Source organism: Actinomadura sp. 7K534, from assembly GCF_004348575.1.
Lineage (GTDB): Bacteria > Actinomycetota > Actinomycetes > Streptosporangiales > Streptosporangiaceae > Spirillospora > Spirillospora livida.
Genome location: NZ_SMKB01000020.1, coordinates 38,824 through 55,225, shown reverse-complemented (window position 1 = coordinate 55,225; position 16,402 = coordinate 38,824). Strand labels below are relative to the sequence as shown.

Annotated in this window: 15 protein-coding genes; 7 read left to right on the top strand and 8 right to left on the bottom strand. The window is 74.1% G+C overall.

Annotated features, from left to right (window positions below; all coding sequences use genetic code 11):
- Together E1266_RS06945 and E1266_RS06940 are read left to right on the top strand one after the other, a co-directional pair.
- On the top strand, positions 1 to 1,184 hold a 1,184-nt coding region (locus E1266_RS06945; protein WP_132044938.1), incomplete at its 5' end, for a CaiB/BaiF CoA-transferase family protein.
- Positions 1,185 to 1,230: 46 nt separating this feature from the next.
- Positions 1,231 to 2,445, top strand: a complete 1,215-nt coding sequence (locus E1266_RS06940; protein ID WP_132044936.1) for an acetyl-CoA C-acetyltransferase — start codon at positions 1,231 to 1,233, stop codon at positions 2,443 to 2,445.
- Positions 2,446 to 2,496: 51 nt separating this feature from the next.
- On the opposite strand, the gene E1266_RS06935 is transcribed toward E1266_RS06940, so the two are convergent.
- Positions 2,497 to 3,147, bottom strand: a complete 651-nt coding sequence (locus tag E1266_RS06935) for a TetR/AcrR family transcriptional regulator (protein WP_132044934.1) — start codon at positions 3,145 to 3,147, stop codon at positions 2,497 to 2,499.
- A 416-nt stretch (positions 3,148 to 3,563) separates the two neighbouring features.
- On the opposite strand from E1266_RS06935, the gene E1266_RS06930 reads away from it, so the two are divergent.
- Both E1266_RS06930 and E1266_RS06925 read left to right on the top strand, forming a co-directional pair.
- Positions 3,564 to 4,052: an OB-fold domain-containing protein gene (locus E1266_RS06930; RefSeq protein ID WP_132044932.1), complete on the top strand. Its 489-nt coding sequence runs from the start codon at positions 3,564 to 3,566 to the stop codon at positions 4,050 to 4,052.
- The gene (locus tag E1266_RS06925) at positions 4,045 to 5,196 is read left to right on the top strand and encodes a thiolase family protein (protein ID WP_132044930.1); all 1,152 of its coding nucleotides are present in this window, start codon (positions 4,045 to 4,047) and stop codon (positions 5,194 to 5,196) included. Before E1266_RS06930 ends, E1266_RS06925 begins: the two co-directional genes overlap by 8 nt.
- Positions 5,197 to 5,244: 48 nt before the next feature.
- On the opposite strand, the gene E1266_RS06920 is transcribed toward E1266_RS06925, so the two are convergent.
- Together E1266_RS06920 and E1266_RS06915 are read right to left on the bottom strand one after the other, a co-directional pair.
- A complete protein-coding gene (locus E1266_RS06920; RefSeq protein WP_132044928.1) occupies positions 5,245 to 6,399 on the bottom strand; it encodes an acyl-CoA dehydrogenase family protein in 1,155 nt (384 codons plus the stop codon).
- 118 nt (positions 6,400 to 6,517) lie between these two features.
- On the bottom strand, positions 6,518 to 8,110 hold the full coding sequence (locus E1266_RS06915; RefSeq protein WP_132044926.1) for a FadD3 family acyl-CoA ligase: 1,593 nt from the start codon (positions 8,108 to 8,110) through the stop codon (positions 6,518 to 6,520).
- 257 nt (positions 8,111 to 8,367) lie between these two features.
- Here E1266_RS06915 and E1266_RS06910 point away from each other — a divergent pair, with 257 nt between their 5' ends.
- Genes E1266_RS06910 through E1266_RS06900 form a run of 3 tightly spaced genes read left to right on the top strand, consistent with a single transcriptional unit; the run spans position 8,368 to position 11,313 of the window.
- A complete protein-coding gene (locus E1266_RS06910; RefSeq protein WP_132044924.1) occupies positions 8,368 to 9,411 on the top strand; it encodes an acyl-CoA dehydrogenase family protein in 1,044 nt (347 codons plus the stop codon).
- Entirely contained in the window at positions 9,398 to 10,528 is a 1,131-nt protein-coding gene (locus tag E1266_RS06905; RefSeq protein WP_132044922.1) for an acyl-CoA dehydrogenase family protein, read from the top strand. Before E1266_RS06910 ends, E1266_RS06905 begins: the two co-directional genes overlap by 14 nt.
- The gene (locus E1266_RS06900; RefSeq protein ID WP_132044920.1) at positions 10,525 to 11,313 is read left to right on the top strand and encodes an enoyl-CoA hydratase/isomerase family protein; all 789 of its coding nucleotides are present in this window, start codon (positions 10,525 to 10,527) and stop codon (positions 11,311 to 11,313) included. Before E1266_RS06905 ends, E1266_RS06900 begins: the two co-directional genes overlap by 4 nt.
- Positions 11,314 to 11,437: 124 nt before the next feature.
- On the opposite strand, the gene E1266_RS06895 is transcribed toward E1266_RS06900, so the two are convergent.
- The 5 genes from E1266_RS06895 to E1266_RS06875 all read right to left on the bottom strand — a co-directional run bounded on the left by E1266_RS06895 (position 11,438) and on the right by E1266_RS06875 (position 16,401).
- On the bottom strand, positions 11,438 to 12,415 hold the full coding sequence (locus E1266_RS06895; protein WP_207945465.1) for an acyl-CoA dehydrogenase family protein: 978 nt from the start codon (positions 12,413 to 12,415) through the stop codon (positions 11,438 to 11,440).
- Positions 12,412 to 13,542, bottom strand: coding sequence for an acyl-CoA dehydrogenase family protein (locus tag E1266_RS06890; protein ID WP_132044918.1), 1,131 nt, complete (start codon positions 13,540 to 13,542; stop codon positions 12,412 to 12,414). Before E1266_RS06890 ends, E1266_RS06895 begins: the two co-directional genes overlap by 4 nt.
- Positions 13,543 to 13,544: 2 nt before the next feature.
- Positions 13,545 to 13,988, bottom strand: a complete 444-nt coding sequence (locus E1266_RS06885) for a nuclear transport factor 2 family protein (protein WP_132044916.1) — start codon at positions 13,986 to 13,988, stop codon at positions 13,545 to 13,547.
- Between the two features lie 119 nt (positions 13,989 to 14,107).
- Positions 14,108 to 14,593, bottom strand: a complete 486-nt coding sequence (locus E1266_RS06880; RefSeq protein WP_132044914.1) for a hypothetical protein — start codon at positions 14,591 to 14,593, stop codon at positions 14,108 to 14,110.
- Positions 14,590 to 16,401 (bottom strand): glycoside hydrolase family 15 protein, encoded by a 1,812-nt coding sequence (locus E1266_RS06875; protein ID WP_132044912.1) that lies wholly within the window; start codon positions 16,399 to 16,401, stop codon positions 14,590 to 14,592. The genes E1266_RS06880 and E1266_RS06875 overlap by 4 nt, the downstream gene beginning before the upstream one ends.
- Position 16,402 lies beyond the last annotated feature (1 nt).

The window sequence follows — 16,402 nt, the reverse complement described above, 5'->3', positions numbered from 1 at the left end:
CCCCCGGACCGCCCCTCGCCGGCACCGTCGTGCTGAGCTTCGAGCAGGCGGTCTCGGCCCCCTACTGCACGCGGATGCTCGCCGACCTCGGCGCCGAGGTCGTCAAGGTGGAGCACCCGCGCTCGGGCGACCTCACCCGCTCGTTCGACGACGCCGCCGAGGGCATGTCGACCTACTTCGCCTGGCTGAACCGCAACAAGCGGTCGCTGGCGCTCGACTGCAAGCGGCCCGAGGCCCGTCCCGTCCTGGACCGGCTGCTCGACCGCGCCGACGTCGTCGTGCAGAACCTCGCGCCGGGCTCCGCCGCCCGCCTCGGGCTGGACGCGGCGACGCTGGTGGAGCGCCGCCCGTCGCTGGTGGCGGTGGACATCTCCGGCTACGGCACCGGCGGGCCGCTCGACCACCGCCGCGCCTACGACCTGCTCGTCCAGGCCGAGAGCGGCTCCTGCGCGTCCACCGGGCGGGCCGACGCGCCCGCCAAGCCGGGCATCCCCATCGCCGACATCGGGACGGCGATGCAGGCGGCGGCGGGCATCATGGCCGCACTGCTCGGCCGCGCCAGGACCGGCACCGGCGCCGCCCTCCAGGTGAGCATGTTCGACACCGCCGCCGACTTCCTCGGCTTCGCCCTCCTCTACGCCCGCTACACCGGCGAGGAGCGGGCGCCGATCGGGATGTCGTCCCCAGTCGTGGCGCCCTACAACGCCTACCCGACCAGGGACGGGCGCACCGTCGTCCTCGGGACCACCAACGACGCCGAATGGCGGCGCCTCGCCCGCGACCTGATCGGCCGTCCCGACCTCGCGGACGACCCGTCGCTCGCCACGACCCCCCAGCGGTGCGGGCAGCGCGACCGGCTGGACGAGGCGATCGCCGCCTGGACCGCGACGCTCGACCTCGCCGAGATCTGCGCGCGCGCAGACGCCGCCGGCATCGGCAACGCCGAGTTCAACCGCGTCACGGAGGTCGTGGACCATCCGCAACTGACGGCCCGCGACCGCTGGCGGCGCGTCGGGTCGCCCGTCGGCCCCCTGGCCTCCCTGCTCCCGCCGGTCATCACGCCCGCGTGGAGCACGCCCCTGGAGGACGTCCCCGGCCTCGGCGAGCACTCCGCCGCGATCCTCACCGAGCTGGGCTTCACCCCGGAGGCGCAGGACGAGCTTCGCCGGGCCGGCGCGCTGTGAGAACCCTCCACCGCCCCGTCCGGGGCACCAACGCTCAAGGAGAGAGATGAACGAGGCTGTGATCTGCCAGCCGGTACGGACCGCGATCGGGCGCTTCGGCGGCGCCCTGCGGACGGTCCCGGTCCAGGCGCTGGGCGTTACGGTCGTCCAGGCGCTGATGGAACGCAGCGGCCTGGACGGCGCCCTCGTCGACGACGTCGTGTTCGGGCACTGCTACGGCACCGCCGAGGCGCCCGCGATCGGGCGGGTCATCGCCCTCGACGCGGGGCTGCCGACCAGCGTCCCCGGCGTCCAGGTCGACCGGCGCTGCGGGTCGGGGCTCCAGTCCGTGGTGTACGCCGCCGCGATGGTGCGCTCCGGCGCGGCCCAGGCGATCATCGCCGGCGGCGCCGAGAACATGTCGCAGGCGCCGCACTACTCGCTGACCGCGCGGTGGGGTTCCCGCGCCGGGGACATCACGCTCACCGACACCCTCACCCGGGGCCGGACGACGGCCGGCGGGCAGTTCCACCCGGTGCCGGGCGGGATGCTGGAGACCGCGGAGAACCTGCGACGGGAGTACGAGATCGGCCGCGAGGAGCAGGACGACCTCGCCTACCAGTCGCAGCGCCGGGCCCTGGACGCCCAGGACCGCGGGGCGTTCGCCGACGAGATCGTCCCCGTCCGGGTCGGCACCCGGAAGGGCGAGGTGGTCGTCGACACCGACGAGCACCCGCGCCGCGACATCTCCCGCGAGGCGCTCGCCGCCCTCCGGCCGGTGATGGGCGGGCAGGACCCCGAGGCGACGGTGACCGCCGGCAACGCCAGCGGGCAGAACGACGGCGCCGCCGCGTGCCTGGTGACCACGCCCGAGTTCGCCGCCGCGAACGGGCTGCGGCCGCTCGCGCGGGTCGTGTCCACCGCGATCGCCGGGGTCGGGCCGGACCGCATGGGCATCGGGCCGGTGCCGGCGACGCGGCGGGCGCTCGACGCCGCCGGCCTGACGCTGGCCGACATCGACCTGATCGAGCTGAACGAGGCGTTCGCGGCGCAGGCGCTGGCGGTGACGCGGGAGTGGGGCTTCGGCGCCGCCGACTTCGAGCGGCTCAACGTCAACGGCTCGGGGATCTCCCTCGGCCACCCGGTGGGGGCGACCGGCGCGCGGATCGTGGCGACGCTCCTGCACGAGATGGACCGGCGGGAGGCGCGGTACGGGCTCGAGACGCTGTGCGTCGGCGGCGGGCAGGGCATCGCCGCGGTCTTCGAGCGGGTCCCCGCGTAAGGCGGGGCACGACGGGCGGGCCGGCGCGCGGCGGGGCCGCGGCGCCGGCCGTCAGGCGGCTCCGCTGCGGGCGCGGGCCTGCTTCTCGTCGGCCTCCGGGGGCAGGCCGAGCGCGTTGGCCCACAGCAGCGTCAGCTGCTCCACCGCGCCCTGCATGTCGAACTGCGCGCCGCCGATGAACATCATCTCGGCGAACTTCGCGACCATGCCGCCGAGCGCGGTGGCGGCGTAGCGCTTGTCGATCCGCTTGTCGGCAAGGCCCTCCGCCTGGAGGCGCTCGATCGCCGACTCCAGGCGGGCGGCGAGGTAGTCGTCCCGCTTGGAGCGCACCTTGCGGACGTCGTCGTCATAGCGGCTGACCTCCTCGATCACCCGCATGATCCGGGCCTCCTTGCGGTAGGCCGTGAGGTAGGCCTTGTTCGCCGCGCGGATGCGGGCGACGGGCCCGGCGTCCTCGTCCAGGTCCTGCGCGATGTCGTCCATCGACACGAGCCGGACCTCGACCTCCTCGGCGATCTCGCGGAAGAGGGACTCCTTGGAGTCGAAGTAGTGGTAGAACGACCCGTGCGAGACGCTGGCCTCCGCGGCGATGTCGGTGATCCGCGCCTGGAGAAAGCCATCGCGCTCAAACACGACCTTGCCCGCCTCGAAGAGGCGCGCCCGTGTCCGGCGGCCCTTCGCCGAGCGCGGTTCTGCGTCCATCCTGTCCTCCAAACCATGAATCCGACGTCGGAAACATAACGCCGGACCGGCACACGTTCAACGTCGCCGGGGCCGCGCGGCGCGGGGCGCCGACTCCCCTTCGCCCGCCAGGACGCGCCCGCGGCCCGCTTCAAGCCGCTCGGCCCGCCCCTCACCGTCCCGGGAGAGGGGAGTCTAGCCATGAATCGACGTCGATACCGCCGAACCCGTAAGCGCGTGACGGCGGCCAACGCGGCCTGAATCTCCGCCACGGGCCGCCGTTATACTGTTTTTGATGTCGAAGTCAGTATAGGCTACGACTCGCGCACGGGTTCCGGCGTTCCGCACCCGCCCCGTCAGTCGCTCTCGCGGCCTTCCGCCGACCGCCGCCCCGCCTCACCCCGCTCCGCAACGAGCGGGGACACCAAGGAGAAGAGATGCCGCCGGTCCCCATCGCCGATGATCTGTTCACCTGGCCCGACGACGAACCCCGCCTGATCGGCGGCCGCTGCGGCGAATGCGGCGCGTACGCGTTCCCGCTCCGGACCGGCTGCCCGAGGTGCGGCGCCACCGCCGTCGAGCGCACGCTGCTGGAGCGGTCCGGAACCCTCTGGACGTGGACGTCCCAGGGCTTCCTGCCGAAGGCGCCGTTCAACGGGCGGTTCGCCTCGGCGGACCCGTTCGAGCCGTGGTTCGTCGGGGTGGTCGAGCTGCCCGGGCAGCTGCGCGTGGAGAGCATCCTCGTCGGCTGCCCCGAGGACGGGCCGGCCATCGGCATGCCGATGCGGCTCGTCACCATGCCGTTCCGCACGGACGAGGACGGACGCGAGATCGTCACGTTCGCCTTCACCCCCGACGATTCCAGCCCCGACGAAGGAGACCTGCCCGTGTCCCCGCGCACCCCCGGCGAGGCCGACCATGCCTGACGTCGCGATCATCGGAACCGGCATCCACCGGTTCGGCCGGTTCCCCGGCAAGCCCGCCCTGGCCATCGCCGCCGAGGCGGCCCGGGACGCCCTCGCCGACGCCGGCCTGACCTGGGCCGACATGCAGTTCGCCGTGGGCGGCAGCTACGAGGTGGACCAGCCCGACGCCGTCGTCGCCGAGCTCGGGCTGACCGGCGTCCAGTTCACCAACGTCTACAACGGGTGCGCGACCGCCGGGAGCGCGCTCGCCCTCGCCCGGCAGACGATCGGGCAGGGCGAGCACGAGATCGGCCTGATCCTCGGCGTGGACAAGCACGACCCGGGCGCCTTCACGGCCGAGCCCGAGGACTACGCCTGCCCGCCGTGGTACGGCGAGATGGGGCTGTTCCTCACCCCGAAGTTCTTCGGCATGAAGATCAACCGCTACATGCACGACCACGGGATCACCCACGAGACGCTCGCCGCGGTCGCCGAGAAGAACTACCGCAACGGCGCCCTCAACCCCAACGCCCACCGCCGGACCCCGCTGCCCGCGGAGAAGATCCTCGGCGCGCGGATGGTCAACTACCCGCTGACGCAGTACATGTTCTGCAGCCCGAACGAGGGCGCGGCGGCACTGGTCGTGTGCAGCGCCGACGTGGCCCACCGGTACACCGACAAGCCGGTCTACCTGCGCAGCGTCGCGACCCGGACGAGGCGCTACGGCGCGTTCGAGGTGCACACCCCCTCCGCGTCCGTCGCCGCCGACCACGTCCCGGCGCCGACCGTGGACGCCGCGCGGGCCGCGTTCGAGGCGGCGGGCGTCGACCCGGCGGACGTCGCGATCGCGCAGCTCCAGGACACCGACGCCGGCGCCGAGGTCATCCACCTCGCCGAGGTCGGGCTGTGCGCGGACGGCGAGCAGAACGAGCTGATCGCCTCCGGCGCCACCGAGATCGGGGGGCGGCTGCCCGTCAACACCGACGGCGGCCTGATCGCCAACGGCGAGCCGGTCGGGGCCTCGGGCCTGCGGCAGGTCCGGGAGCTGGTGCTGCAGATGCGCGGCCGGGCCGGCGAGCGCCAGGTGCCGGGCGAGCCGCGGGTCGGCGTCGCCCAGCTGTACGGCGCGCCCGGGGTCGCCGCGGTCTCCGTCCTGTCCACCTGAGGTAGGCGGGACGAGACCGCGGCGACCGCCCGGGGCGGCCGGGGGCGTTCAGCCCGCGGCCGCCCCGAGCGTCTGCCGGGCGATGATCAGCTGCTGGATCTGGCTGGTGCCCTCGTAGATGCGGAACAGCCGCGCGTCGCGGTAGAACCGCTCGACCGCGACCGAGCGCATGTACCCGGCGCCGCCGTGCACCTGGACGGCGCGGTCCGCGACCCGCCCGACGACCTCGCTGCAGAAGTACTTGGCGGCGGCCGGGGCGGTCCGGCGGTCCGAGCCGTCCGCGTAGGAGCGGGCGGCGTCCAGCACGAGGCTGCGGGCCGCCATCGTCTCGGTGACCGACTCCGCGATCAAGGCCTGCACCAGCTGGTGGGACGCGATGGGCCGCCCGCCCTGCGTGCGCTCGGAGGCGAACCGCACCGACTCGTCCACGAGCCGCTGGGACATCCCCACGCAGGCCGCGGCGAGCAGCAGCCGCCCGTTGGCCAGGCTGCGCATCGCGGTCAGGAAACCGGTGTCGACGCCGTCCTCCCCGCCGACGACGGCGTCGGCCGGGACCCGCACGCCGTCCAGGACGACGTCGGCCGTCCAGGCGCCGAACTGCCCCATCTTGTGGTCGCGCGGCCCGATCGTCAGCCCCGGCGTGCCGGCGGGGACGATGAAGGTGGAGATGCCCCGCGACGACTTCGCGTCCGGGTCGGTCCGGGCGAACACCATGAACACGTCGGCGATCGGCGCGTTGGTGATGTACCGCTTGACGCCGTCGAGGACCCACTCGCCGCCGTCGCGGACGGCGCTCGTCCGCAGGTCGGACGGGTCGGACCCGGCGTCCGGCTCGGTCAGCGCGAACGAGGCGACGACCTCGCCGGAGGCCAGCCTCGGCAGCCACGCGGCCTTCTGCTCCGCGGTGCCGCCGTCCATGAGCACGTGCCCGGCGATGCCCACGTTGGTGCTGAACATCGAGCGCAGCGCCGGGGTGGTGTAGCCGATCTCGATCAGCAGCCGGCACTGGTCGACGATGCCGAGCCCGAGCCCGCCGTACTCCTCCGGGATGGTGAAGCCGAACAGGCCCATGTGCTTCGCCGTCTCGCGGAGCACCGCGGGGACCTCGTCCTTCTCGTCGATCTCCGCCTCGCGCGGGATGACCTCCCGGCGGACGAAGTCCCGGACCGCCTGCAGCATCGGCTCGAGATCGTTGTCTTCCATGTCCGGGCACCTTCCGTGTGGGGCTTGCTCAGTGAGTGACGACATCGACGTCGATGTCAGTCAAATGGCGCGGCCTGGGCCGCGGTGGGCGTTCGGGCGGGTCCGCCGGGGTCCGGTCTCAGCCGGAGCGCTCGGCGGCGGCCCGCGCCTCCAGCGCGTTCTTGCGCACCTTCCCGCTCTCGGTGAGCGGCAGCTCGTCGATCAGCCGGACCGAGCGCGGGACCTTGTAGTTGGCCATCCGGTCCCGGCACCAGGCGATCACGTCGGCCTCGGCGAGGCCGGGCTCCCGCGGCACGATGAAGGCCATGCCCACCTGGCCGAGGCGCTCGTCGGGGACACCGATGACCGCGGCCTGCAGGACGCCCGGGTGTTCGAGCAGCATCGCCTCGATCTCCGCGGGGTAGGCGTTGAACCCGCCGACGATGAACATGTCCTTGGACCGCCCGGCGATGCGCAGGCACCCGCGCTCGTCGAGGCTGCCGAGGTCGCCGGTGCGCAGCCAGCCGTCCTCCGAGAGGACCGCCGACGTGGCTCCGGGGTCGTCCAGGTACCCGACCATCGTGGTGGGGCCGCGCAGGACGATCTCGCCGACCTCGCCCTGCGCCGCGGCGGCGCCGGTTGCGTCGACCACGCGGATCTCGAAGCCGGGCCGGGGCCGTCCCACGGTCGTCGCGGTGGTCTCCGGGTCGTCGTCGGGCGAGGTGGAGCTGGCCGTCCCCGCCTCGGTGAGGCCGTAGCCGGTGATGATGGCCGAGAACGGCAGCTCGTCGCGCACCCGCCGGATGAGCTCGACCGGGATGTCGGCCGCCCCGGTCACGGCGACGCGCAGGCTCGACAGGTCGTACCGCCCTCGCCCGGGGTGCTCCAGGATCGCGTGGTACAGCGCGGGCGGGCCGGGCAGCACGGTGACCCGCTCGGCGGCGACCTGCCCGAGCACCCGGTCCACGTCCAGCGTCGGCTGCGGCAGCATCGCGGCCCCGGCGGCGACGCAGGCGAGGATGCCGCCCTTGAAGCCGAACATGTGGAAGAACGGGTTGACCATCACGTAGCGGTCGCCGGCCGACAGGCCGGTCATGCTCACCCAGTCGGCGCCCACGCCCATCGTCCGCCGGTGGGTCATCAGCACGCCCTTCGGCGTGCCGGTCGTGCCGGACGTGAAGAGCACGTCGGACGGGTCGTCCGGGCCGAGCGCCGCCCTCCGGCGGTCGACCTCCGCCAGGTCGTCGCCGGCGGCGCGCGCGAGGAAGTCGTCCCACGGGACCGCGGACCCGGACGGGCCGCCCCGGGCGATGACGACGGTGTGCAGGTCGGGCAGGGGCTCGCCGGTGTCGCGGAGCATCGCGACGTAGTCGTTGCCGAGGAACTCCGTCACCGTCACCAGCACCCTGACCCTGGCGCGCCGCAGGATGTCGGCGGCCTCCCGCCCCTTGAACCTCGTGTTGACCGGGACCAGGGTCGCCCCGGCCTGGTACAGCCCGAGGAGCGCGACGATCCACTCACGGCAGTTGAACGCCCAGATGGCGACGCGGTCGCCCGGTTCGACGCCCGCGGCGACCAGCGAGGCCCCGAACCCGCGGGCCTCCGCGTAGAGCCGCTCGTAGGAGACGCGCTCGCCGCCGTCGACGATCGCGGTGCGGTCCGCGAAGCGCTCCGCGGCCGACTCGGTCATGGCGGCGATGCTCGGCCACGCCGGCCCCTCGCTGTTGTTCATGCCGCAACTCCGCTCTGTCGCCCGCCGGCCCCGGTGTCCCGGGGCGGACACCGTGATTGACATCGACGTCAGTATAGACTTTTATCTAGAAGTGTAAATCGCTCGCAACGTCCGCGCCGGCGGCCAGGTCACCGGTCCCGGCGCGTCTTCTTCCGAGGTTGCCGGTACATGATCGAAATGACCGAACCCCCCGCGGCCGCACCGCCGCTTCCCCCGGGCCGTGCCCGTTCCGCCGCTCCCCTGCGATGTGACCGCTGATGGACGTCCGCCTCTCCTCGGAGCAGCAGGCACTGCGCGACGCCGCCGCCCGGCTCGCCGACGACCTCGGCCCCAAGTCGGTCGCCGAACTCGGCGACGGCGCCCGGGCCGCCAAGCTGGACACGGCGCTGGAGGCCACCGGCTGGCGCGAACTGCGCACCCCCGCCGACGGGAACCGGCCGCTCGCGTCCGCGGTCGAGGCCGCGATCGTCGCGGAGGAACTCGGCCGCGGCCTCGCCGACACCTCCTTCCTCGGCCCGACCCTGGCCGCCGAGCTGCGCCGCAGGGCGTCCGCGCCTCCGGCCACCGTTCCCGAGACCGTCCTGCTCACCCCCGACCTGTCCCGCCTCGCCGTCACCGGAGGCGCGGGCGAGCCCTGCTCGGGCACCGCGATCGACGTCCAGGGCATCACCTCCGCCCTGGCGCTGGCGGAGGTGGACGGCGGCCACGAGCTGGTCACCGTCCCGGTGTACGGCACGTCGCCCTCGCGCGACCTCACCCGTCCCGCCGCCGAGGTCTCCGGGCCCCCGACCGGGCGCCCGCCCGGCGCCCAGACCCCCCTCAGCGCGGCGGACATCGAGGGCTGGACGGCCTTCGTCGTCGCCCTCACCTGCGCCGACCTCGTCGGGACGATGCGCGGCGCGGTCGAACTGGCGTGCTCGTACGCGGGCGTCCGGCAGCAGTACGGCACGGCGATCGGGTCGTTCCAGAGCGTCCAGCACATGCTGGCCGACGCCCACGTCTCGGTGGAGGGCTCGCGGAGCGTCGCGCTCCACGCCGCCTGGGCGGCGGACACCCTGCCCGCCGCCCAGGCGCTGGACGCCGCGGCGGTCGCGAAGGCGTACTGCGCCCGCGCGGCCCGCGCGGTGTGCGAGACCGCCATCCAGGTGCACGGCGGCATCGGCAACACCTGGGAGTGCCTCGCGCACGTTCACCTGCGGCGAGCGCTCCTGTCCACACAACTGCTCGGCGGCGTCGGCGCGCACCTCGACCGGGTCGCCGCCCGCCGCGAGATCGGAGGCGTGCCCGGTGGACTTCGCTGACTCCCCGGAGGAGGCCGCGTTCCGCAGGCGGCTGCGGGCCTGGCTCGCCGAGAACAACCCCGGGCTCCCGGCGTCCTCGACGTCCGACGCGTACTGGGACGGGCAGGCGTCCTGGCACCAGGCCCTCTACGACGCCGGGTTCTTCGCCCTCTCCTGGCCGGAGGAGATCGGCGGCCAGGGGCTGCCGAGCGTGTACGAGGCGATCGTCGACGAGGAGCTGGCGGCGGCCGGGGCTCCCCCGCGCCCCAGCCTCGGCTACCTGGTGCAGGGCCTGCTGCGGCACGGCGGCGACGACGTCAAGCGCCGGTTCCTGCCCGGCATCGTCAACGGGCGCGACCGCTGGTGCCAGGGGTTCAGCGAGCCGGACGCCGGGTCGGACCTGGCGTCGCTGCGCACCCGCGCGGAGCGCCGCGGCGACGAATACGTGATCACCGGCCACAAGGTCTGGACGAGCTACTCCGACAGCGCGGCCTGGTGCCTCGTCCTGGCGCGGACCGACCCGGAGGCGCCCAAGCACCGCGGGCTGTCGGCGTTCGCCGTCCGGATGGACCAGCCGGGCGTCGAGCAGCGGCCGCTCAAGATGGTCAACGGGATCACCCGGGAGTTCGGCGAGGTCGTCTTCGACGGCGCGGTCGCCCGGGCGGCCGACATGATCGGGGAGCCGGGCGAGGGCTGGCGGCTCGCGATGACCGTGGTCAGCCACGAGCGCGAGCCCGGCGAGCTGGGCTACGTCGCGCGGTACGGCAAGGCCGTGAACGAGCTCGTGGCGCGGCTGCGCGCGGAGCCGGAGCGCTTCTCCAGCGAGAACGTCCGCGACGTCGCGTGGGCGGTCGTCGAGGCGGAGATGCTGCGGCTGCACGTGTGCCGCCGGCTCTCCGACCGGCTCGACGGCGTCTCGCACGGCCCCGAGGGGTCCGTGGACAAGCTGCTGATGACATGGGTCGAACAGGCCGTCGGGCACGCCGCGCTCGGCGTGAGCGAGCGGACCGCCGGGATCGAGGAGGACACGTGGCTGAAGATGTACCTCTACAGCCGGGCGCAGAGCGTCATGGGAGGGACGTCGCAGATCCAGCGCAACCTGGTGGCGACCCGCATCCTCGGGCTGCCGGCGTCATGAGCGGCTACGACCTGCCGGCGGAGATCACCGTCACGGCCGACGGCCCGATCCGGATCGTGACGCTCAACCGCCCCGAGCGGCTCAACGCGACGAACCACGCCCTCCACACGGGCCTCGGTTCGCTGTTCCCCCAGCTCGACGCCGACGAGGACGCCCGCGCGGTGGTCCTCACCGGGGCCGGGCGCGCGTTCTCGGCCGGCGGCGACTTCGGCTACATCGACGAGCTCACCAAGGACGACGGCCTGCGGCGGCAGACCCTGGCCGACGCCCGCCGCATCGTCACGGGCATGGTGCAGTGCCGGCTGCCGGTCGTCGCCGCGGTCAACGGGCCGGCGGTCGGCCTGGGCTGCAGCCTGGTGGCGCTCTCCGACATCGTGTTCATGGCCGAGAGCGCCCACCTCGCCGACCCGCACGTCATGGTCGGGCTCGTCGCCGCCGACGGGGGGCCGGTGACCTGGCCGCTGCTGACCAGCCTGCAGCTCGCGAAGGAGTACGCGCTGACCGGTGACCGGATCAGCGCGCGGCGAGCGGCGGAGATCGGGCTGGCCAACCACGTCCGTCCCGACGACGAGGTGATGCCCGCGGCCCTGGAGTGCGCGCGGAAGCTCGCCGCGATGCCGCGCCGGGCGCTGGAGGACACCAAGCGCGTCCTCAACCTCCACCTGGAGCGCGCGGTGCTCGCCACCCTCGACTTCGCGCTCGCGGCGGAGGACCGCTCCTTCCTCTCGCCGGAGCTGCGGAAGACCCTGGACAAGCAGCTGTCCAAACGCGACGACACCGGCTGACGGAGACGCGCCGATCACCTCCCGGCCGTTGGGCGGGAGGTGATCGGCGCGTTCGCCGTTCGCCCCTACAAGCACCCCTGGCCCGGCGGCGGATCCTGACTTCGCCCCGCCGCCGGGCGGTGTCCTACAGCGGCGGCACCGCCGGCAGCCGCCGGGTGCGCAGCAGTTCCGCACCGAGCTCGCGGGTCAGGGTCCGGGCGTCGCCGAGGAGCCCGTCCAAGACGAGCACGCGGCGGAAGTGGTGGTGGAAGTCGTGCTCGTCGGTGAATCCCACGCCGGCGAGCACCTGCTGGCAGTGGCGCGCCACCGTGCGCGCGTGGCGTCCGGCGAGCGCCTTCGCGATCGCGGCCGGCACCGGAGGCACCCGTGCGGGCCACTCCCCGTCCGCCATCTCGACGGCGGCGGCGAGGGCCGCCTCGGCGCCCTCGATCGCCACCAGGCACTCGGCCAGCCGGTGCCGGACGGCCTGGAACGAGCCGATCGGCCGGCCGAACTGCACCCGGGTCACGGCGTGCTCGCGCGCGAGCCGGAGCATCGTCCGGCTGGCGCCGGCCGCCTCGGAGGCCAGCGCCAGCCGGCCCGCCGCCAGGGCCTCCGTCCAGCCGGCGTCCGTGGCCCGCGCGCCGCCGGCGGGCAGGCCCGCGCCGTCGACCTTGGCCAGGCCCAGCCGCGGATCGATGCCCTCGACCGGGCGTATCCGCAGGCTCGCCGTCTCCACGACGACCGCCCGGTGCTCCTCGGTCACCACCACCGCGTGCTCGGCCGTCGCCATCCTCGCGGTGCCGAGACCGCGCACCGCGAGGTCACCGTTCCGGACCGAGCCCGGCATCGCCCGCCCGCCGAACTCGGGCAGGACGAACGCGGTGCTCCTGCCGGGCGGCAGGCCGAGCATCGCCGTCATCAGGTCGTCCAGCGCGCCGGAGGCCGCGTTCGCGGCGCCCTGCTCGGCGAACAGCAGCGGGACGACGGAGAGGCCCTCGGCCGCCAGCGCCTCGCACCAGCCGACCTCGTCCAGCGCGGCGTCGGCCGACGCGGCGCCGCCCTTCTCGAAGGCGCGGCGCAGGCTGTGCGCCAGCAGCTCGGCGGTCTCGGCGTCGATCATCGGTCCACTCCCAGGTCGAGCAGCCGGCGCGCGATGATGTTCCGCTGGATCTCGGCGCTCCCGCCGTAGATCGTCGCCGCCCGCGAGTACAGGAACTCGGTCCGCCAGCGCGCGCCGTCCGGGTCGTCGCCCAGCGCGACGTCCGCCGCCGCCGCGTCCGCGACCAGGTCGTACACCGCCTGCTCCGTGGTCGCGAGCAGCACCTTGTCGACCGAGGTCTCCGGGCCGAGCCGCTCACCGCCGGCCATCCGGTACTGCGTCGCCCGGGAGCGGGCGTGGAACGCGAACGCCAGCTGGGCCACCTCGCCGAGGTCGGCCGGGTCCAGCGCCTCACCGGACGGGGAGGCGAGCAGGTGCTCCAGCCGCTGCCGCAGGAACGCGCCGCGATGCCACAGCGAGGTGCTCCGCTCGTAGGGCAGCAGGTCCATCGCGACGGCCCAGCCGCCGTCGACCTCGCCCAGCGTGCGGTCGCCGGGGACGCGCACCTCGTCGAAGAACACCTCGCAGAACTCGTCCCGCCCGTGCATCGCCTGGATCGGGCGCACCGTGATGCCCGGCGAGTCCATGTCGACGAACAGCGCGGTGATGCCGCGGTGGCCCGACTCCGGGGAGCCGGTCCGGGTCAGCAGGACGCAGCGGTCGGCGTACTGCGCCAGGCTCGTCCACACCTTCTGGCCGCTCACCACCCAGTCGTCACCGTCCGGGCGGGCCCGGCACGCCAGGGAGCCCAGGTTGCTGCCGGTGCTCGGCTCGGAGAAGCCCTGGCACCACGTCTCGTCCCCGCGCAGCAGCCGCGGGACCATCTCCGCCGCCAGCGCGGGCCGGGCGAACTCGATCATGGTCGGCGCGAGCACCTCGGTCATGGAGTAGATGCCCGGCTCGATCAGGTCCCGGGACGCCAGCGCCTCACCGAGGTAGGCGCGCATGAGCGTGGATCCGCCGAGCCCTCCGACGCGTTCGGGCCAGCCCCATCGCATCCAGCCCGCTTCGTACGTCAGCCGCTTGACCTTGGAGAGGTGCTCCATCTCCGCGCCGAGCGTGACGCCGGGGCCGTGCGGCGGGACGAGTTCGGGCCCGTGCTCGTCGAGCCAGCCATCCAGGCCCGCGCGAAACTCCTGCAGGTCCATGCTCAGTTCGCGGACGTCTGCCCGGGCACCGGACGCCGGGGGTCGTGCGGGCGGCCGGAGTCCCGGGAACCGTCGCGGCGCAGGAACGTCATGGCCCTGGTCTCCAGCCGCCACCCGTCCGGGGTCCGCCGGTACGCGTCGGTGTAGTAGCCGATCCGCATCGAGTGGTCGGCCTGGGCGACGAAGCACAGCGGCTGCACACCCGTCGCCGCGTCGTCCCCGTCGAACTCGATCGCCGGGGTGCTCACGGAGAACACCCCCTTCGGCGCGGCCGCCATGAGCGAGGGGAAGTCCGCGGTCCCGTACTTCTCCCCGAAGGCGCTGTAGGTGCCGCCCGGCGCGAACACGGCGAGGACCGCGTCCACGTCGTCCATCGTCATGCCGGCCGCGTAGCGCGCGAGCAGCTGTTCGATCTCGATGATGTCGGCGATGCGTGAACCGTCCACGCTCGACCCCCCTCGGCAGGATTCGGGATGCGCGCCGTACGGCCCGCCCGCGCGCGGCCGTTCCGCGCCGCGCACGCCCCGATCCTAACTCGACTTCGACGTCGAAACTACCTTGATGGTCAATCGGGGCCGAGGCTGGTGAAGCCGCCGACGATGGATCCGTAGGCCACATGGGCCAGGACGGTGACCAGGGGCGTGCCGGGGCCGTAGTTGCGCATCAGGAAGCCCGGTGGTTCCAGGAGCGCGACGTCGGGGGCGCTGGTCAGGGGGCTGCCCATCCTCGGGTGGACCAAGGGCAGCAGGGTGTTCACCAGGGCGGTCCCGGCGAACAGGCCGTGCACCAGGCCGAAGAGGGCCCCGAGCCACCAGCCGGCGTGGCCGATGGCAACGAAGACGGCGTAGTAGACGAACGCGAACATCTGGCCGTTGGCGAAGTGCATGAGGTAGCCGATCGCCTTGGCGCGGGGCCGGTTCGCGGTCACGGCGGTGCCGAGCAGGAACGGCAGGTCCATGCGGGTGAGCCGGAACTCGCTGGCGGCCCGCAGGACGGTGGTCAGCAGCAGCGTGCCGACGAACGCGCCCGCGGCGGTCCCCCAGGCGCTCACCTGCCCGCCTCCCCGGCGGCCGAGCCGATGGCGCACGCGGCGCTGATCAGCGCGAGGTGGCTCAGTCCCTGCGGCAGGTTGCCCAGGAAGGCGCCGGTGTCCGGGTCGATCTCCTCGCTGTACAGGCCGACGTCGTTGGCCAGGCCGACCAGCTCGTCCATCAGCGCGACGGCCTCGTCGAGCCGCCCGGTGCGGGCGAGGCACTCGGCGAGCCAGAAGGAGCAGGCCAGGAACGCGCCTTCGGTGCCGGCCAGCCCGTCCTCGCCGGAGTACCTGGCGACGTACGGGCCGTGCCGCAGCTCCCGACCTATCGCGTCGACCGTGGCGCGCATCCGGGGGTCGCCGGGCGGCGCGTATCCGTAGAGCAGCCCCAGCATGACGGCGGCGTCCAGCTCGGGGCTGTCGGCGGAGCGCGTGTAGCAGCGGCGCTCAGCGGAGAAGCAGCGCGTCTCGATGAAGTCGCGCACCTGGGCGCGGGCGGTCCGCCAGCGGGCCGCGCCACGGTCCGGGATCATCCCGCGCTCGCTCAGGTCGATGGCCCGGTCGAGGGCGATCCAGCACATCATCTTCGACTGGGTGAAGTGCAGGGGCGCGCTGCGGACCTCCCAGATGCCCGAGTCCGGCCGCGGCCAGGCGGTGCAGACGAGGTCGGCCAGCTCCGCCAGGCGCCGCGCGATGTCCGCGTCAAGCCGCCCGATGGCACCGGCGTACAGCCAGCCGGTCTGCAGCAGCTCGCCGTAGGTGTCGAGCTGGAGCTGGGCGCCCGCCGCGTTGCCGGCGCGCACCGGTCCGGAGCCGCGGTACCCGGCGAGGGGGAGCGTCCGTTCCGGGGCGCGGGCGCCGCCGTCCAGCCGGTAGAGGACGCGCAGCCGCGGATGGGTGAGCTGGGTGGCGTGCATGAGCCACCAGAAGAAGGCGTCCGCCTCGGCGGAGCAGCCCAGCCGGAGGAGCGCGTCGAGGGTGAAGACCGAGTCGCGGACCCAGCAGAACCGGTAGTCCCAGTTGCGCTCGCCTCCGACGTCCTCCGGGAGCGAGCAGGTCGCCGCGGCGGCGATCGCCCCCGACGGCGCGAAGATCAGCAGCTTGAGCGCCAGCGCGCTGCGCAGCACGGCGTCCCGCCACATGCCCCCGAACCGCCGCTCCGCCGCCCAGCCGCGCCAGACCGCGATGGTGCGCTCCAGACGGGCGTCGCATTCGGCGCGGGTCGGCAGGACGAGCGGTTCCTGGTGCGCGAACGGCATCGCCAGCAGGGCCCGCCGCCCCTGCCCGAGGTCCAGGCGGCCGCTGATCGCCCCGCCATCGCACCGCGGCTCGCCCGCGTCCCAGGCGCGCACCGCGAGCGCGTCCGCGCCGGCCGTCACCACCGGCACACCGCCGCGGCTCGTGAACCGCGGGCGGCGGGCACCGTAGCCGAACCGGGGCTGGACGCTCCAGCGCATCGGCACGGTGCCCGCCACGCCGTCGAGGCGCCGCTGCAGTTCCCGCATGGGGCCGAGCGCCCCGCCGCCGTCCAGGGTCAGCGCGTCGGTGACCCGCGCGGTGCCGCGGCCGGTGGTGAACGTGGTCTCCAGCACGTTCGTGCCCGGCAGGTACCGGCGGGCGACCGTGAAGGGCTCCTCCGGCTCCAGCAGGAAGCGGCCGCCCCGGGCGGGGTCCAGGACGGCGGCGAACAGCGAGGGCGAGTCGAGGTCGGGCAGCCCCAGCCAGTCCACCGACCCGTCGGCGGCGACCAGCGCGGCACTGCGCCCGTCGCCGATCACCGCGTAGTCGCGCAGCCGGACGTGGCCGCCGGCCCGGATGGCCGTCATG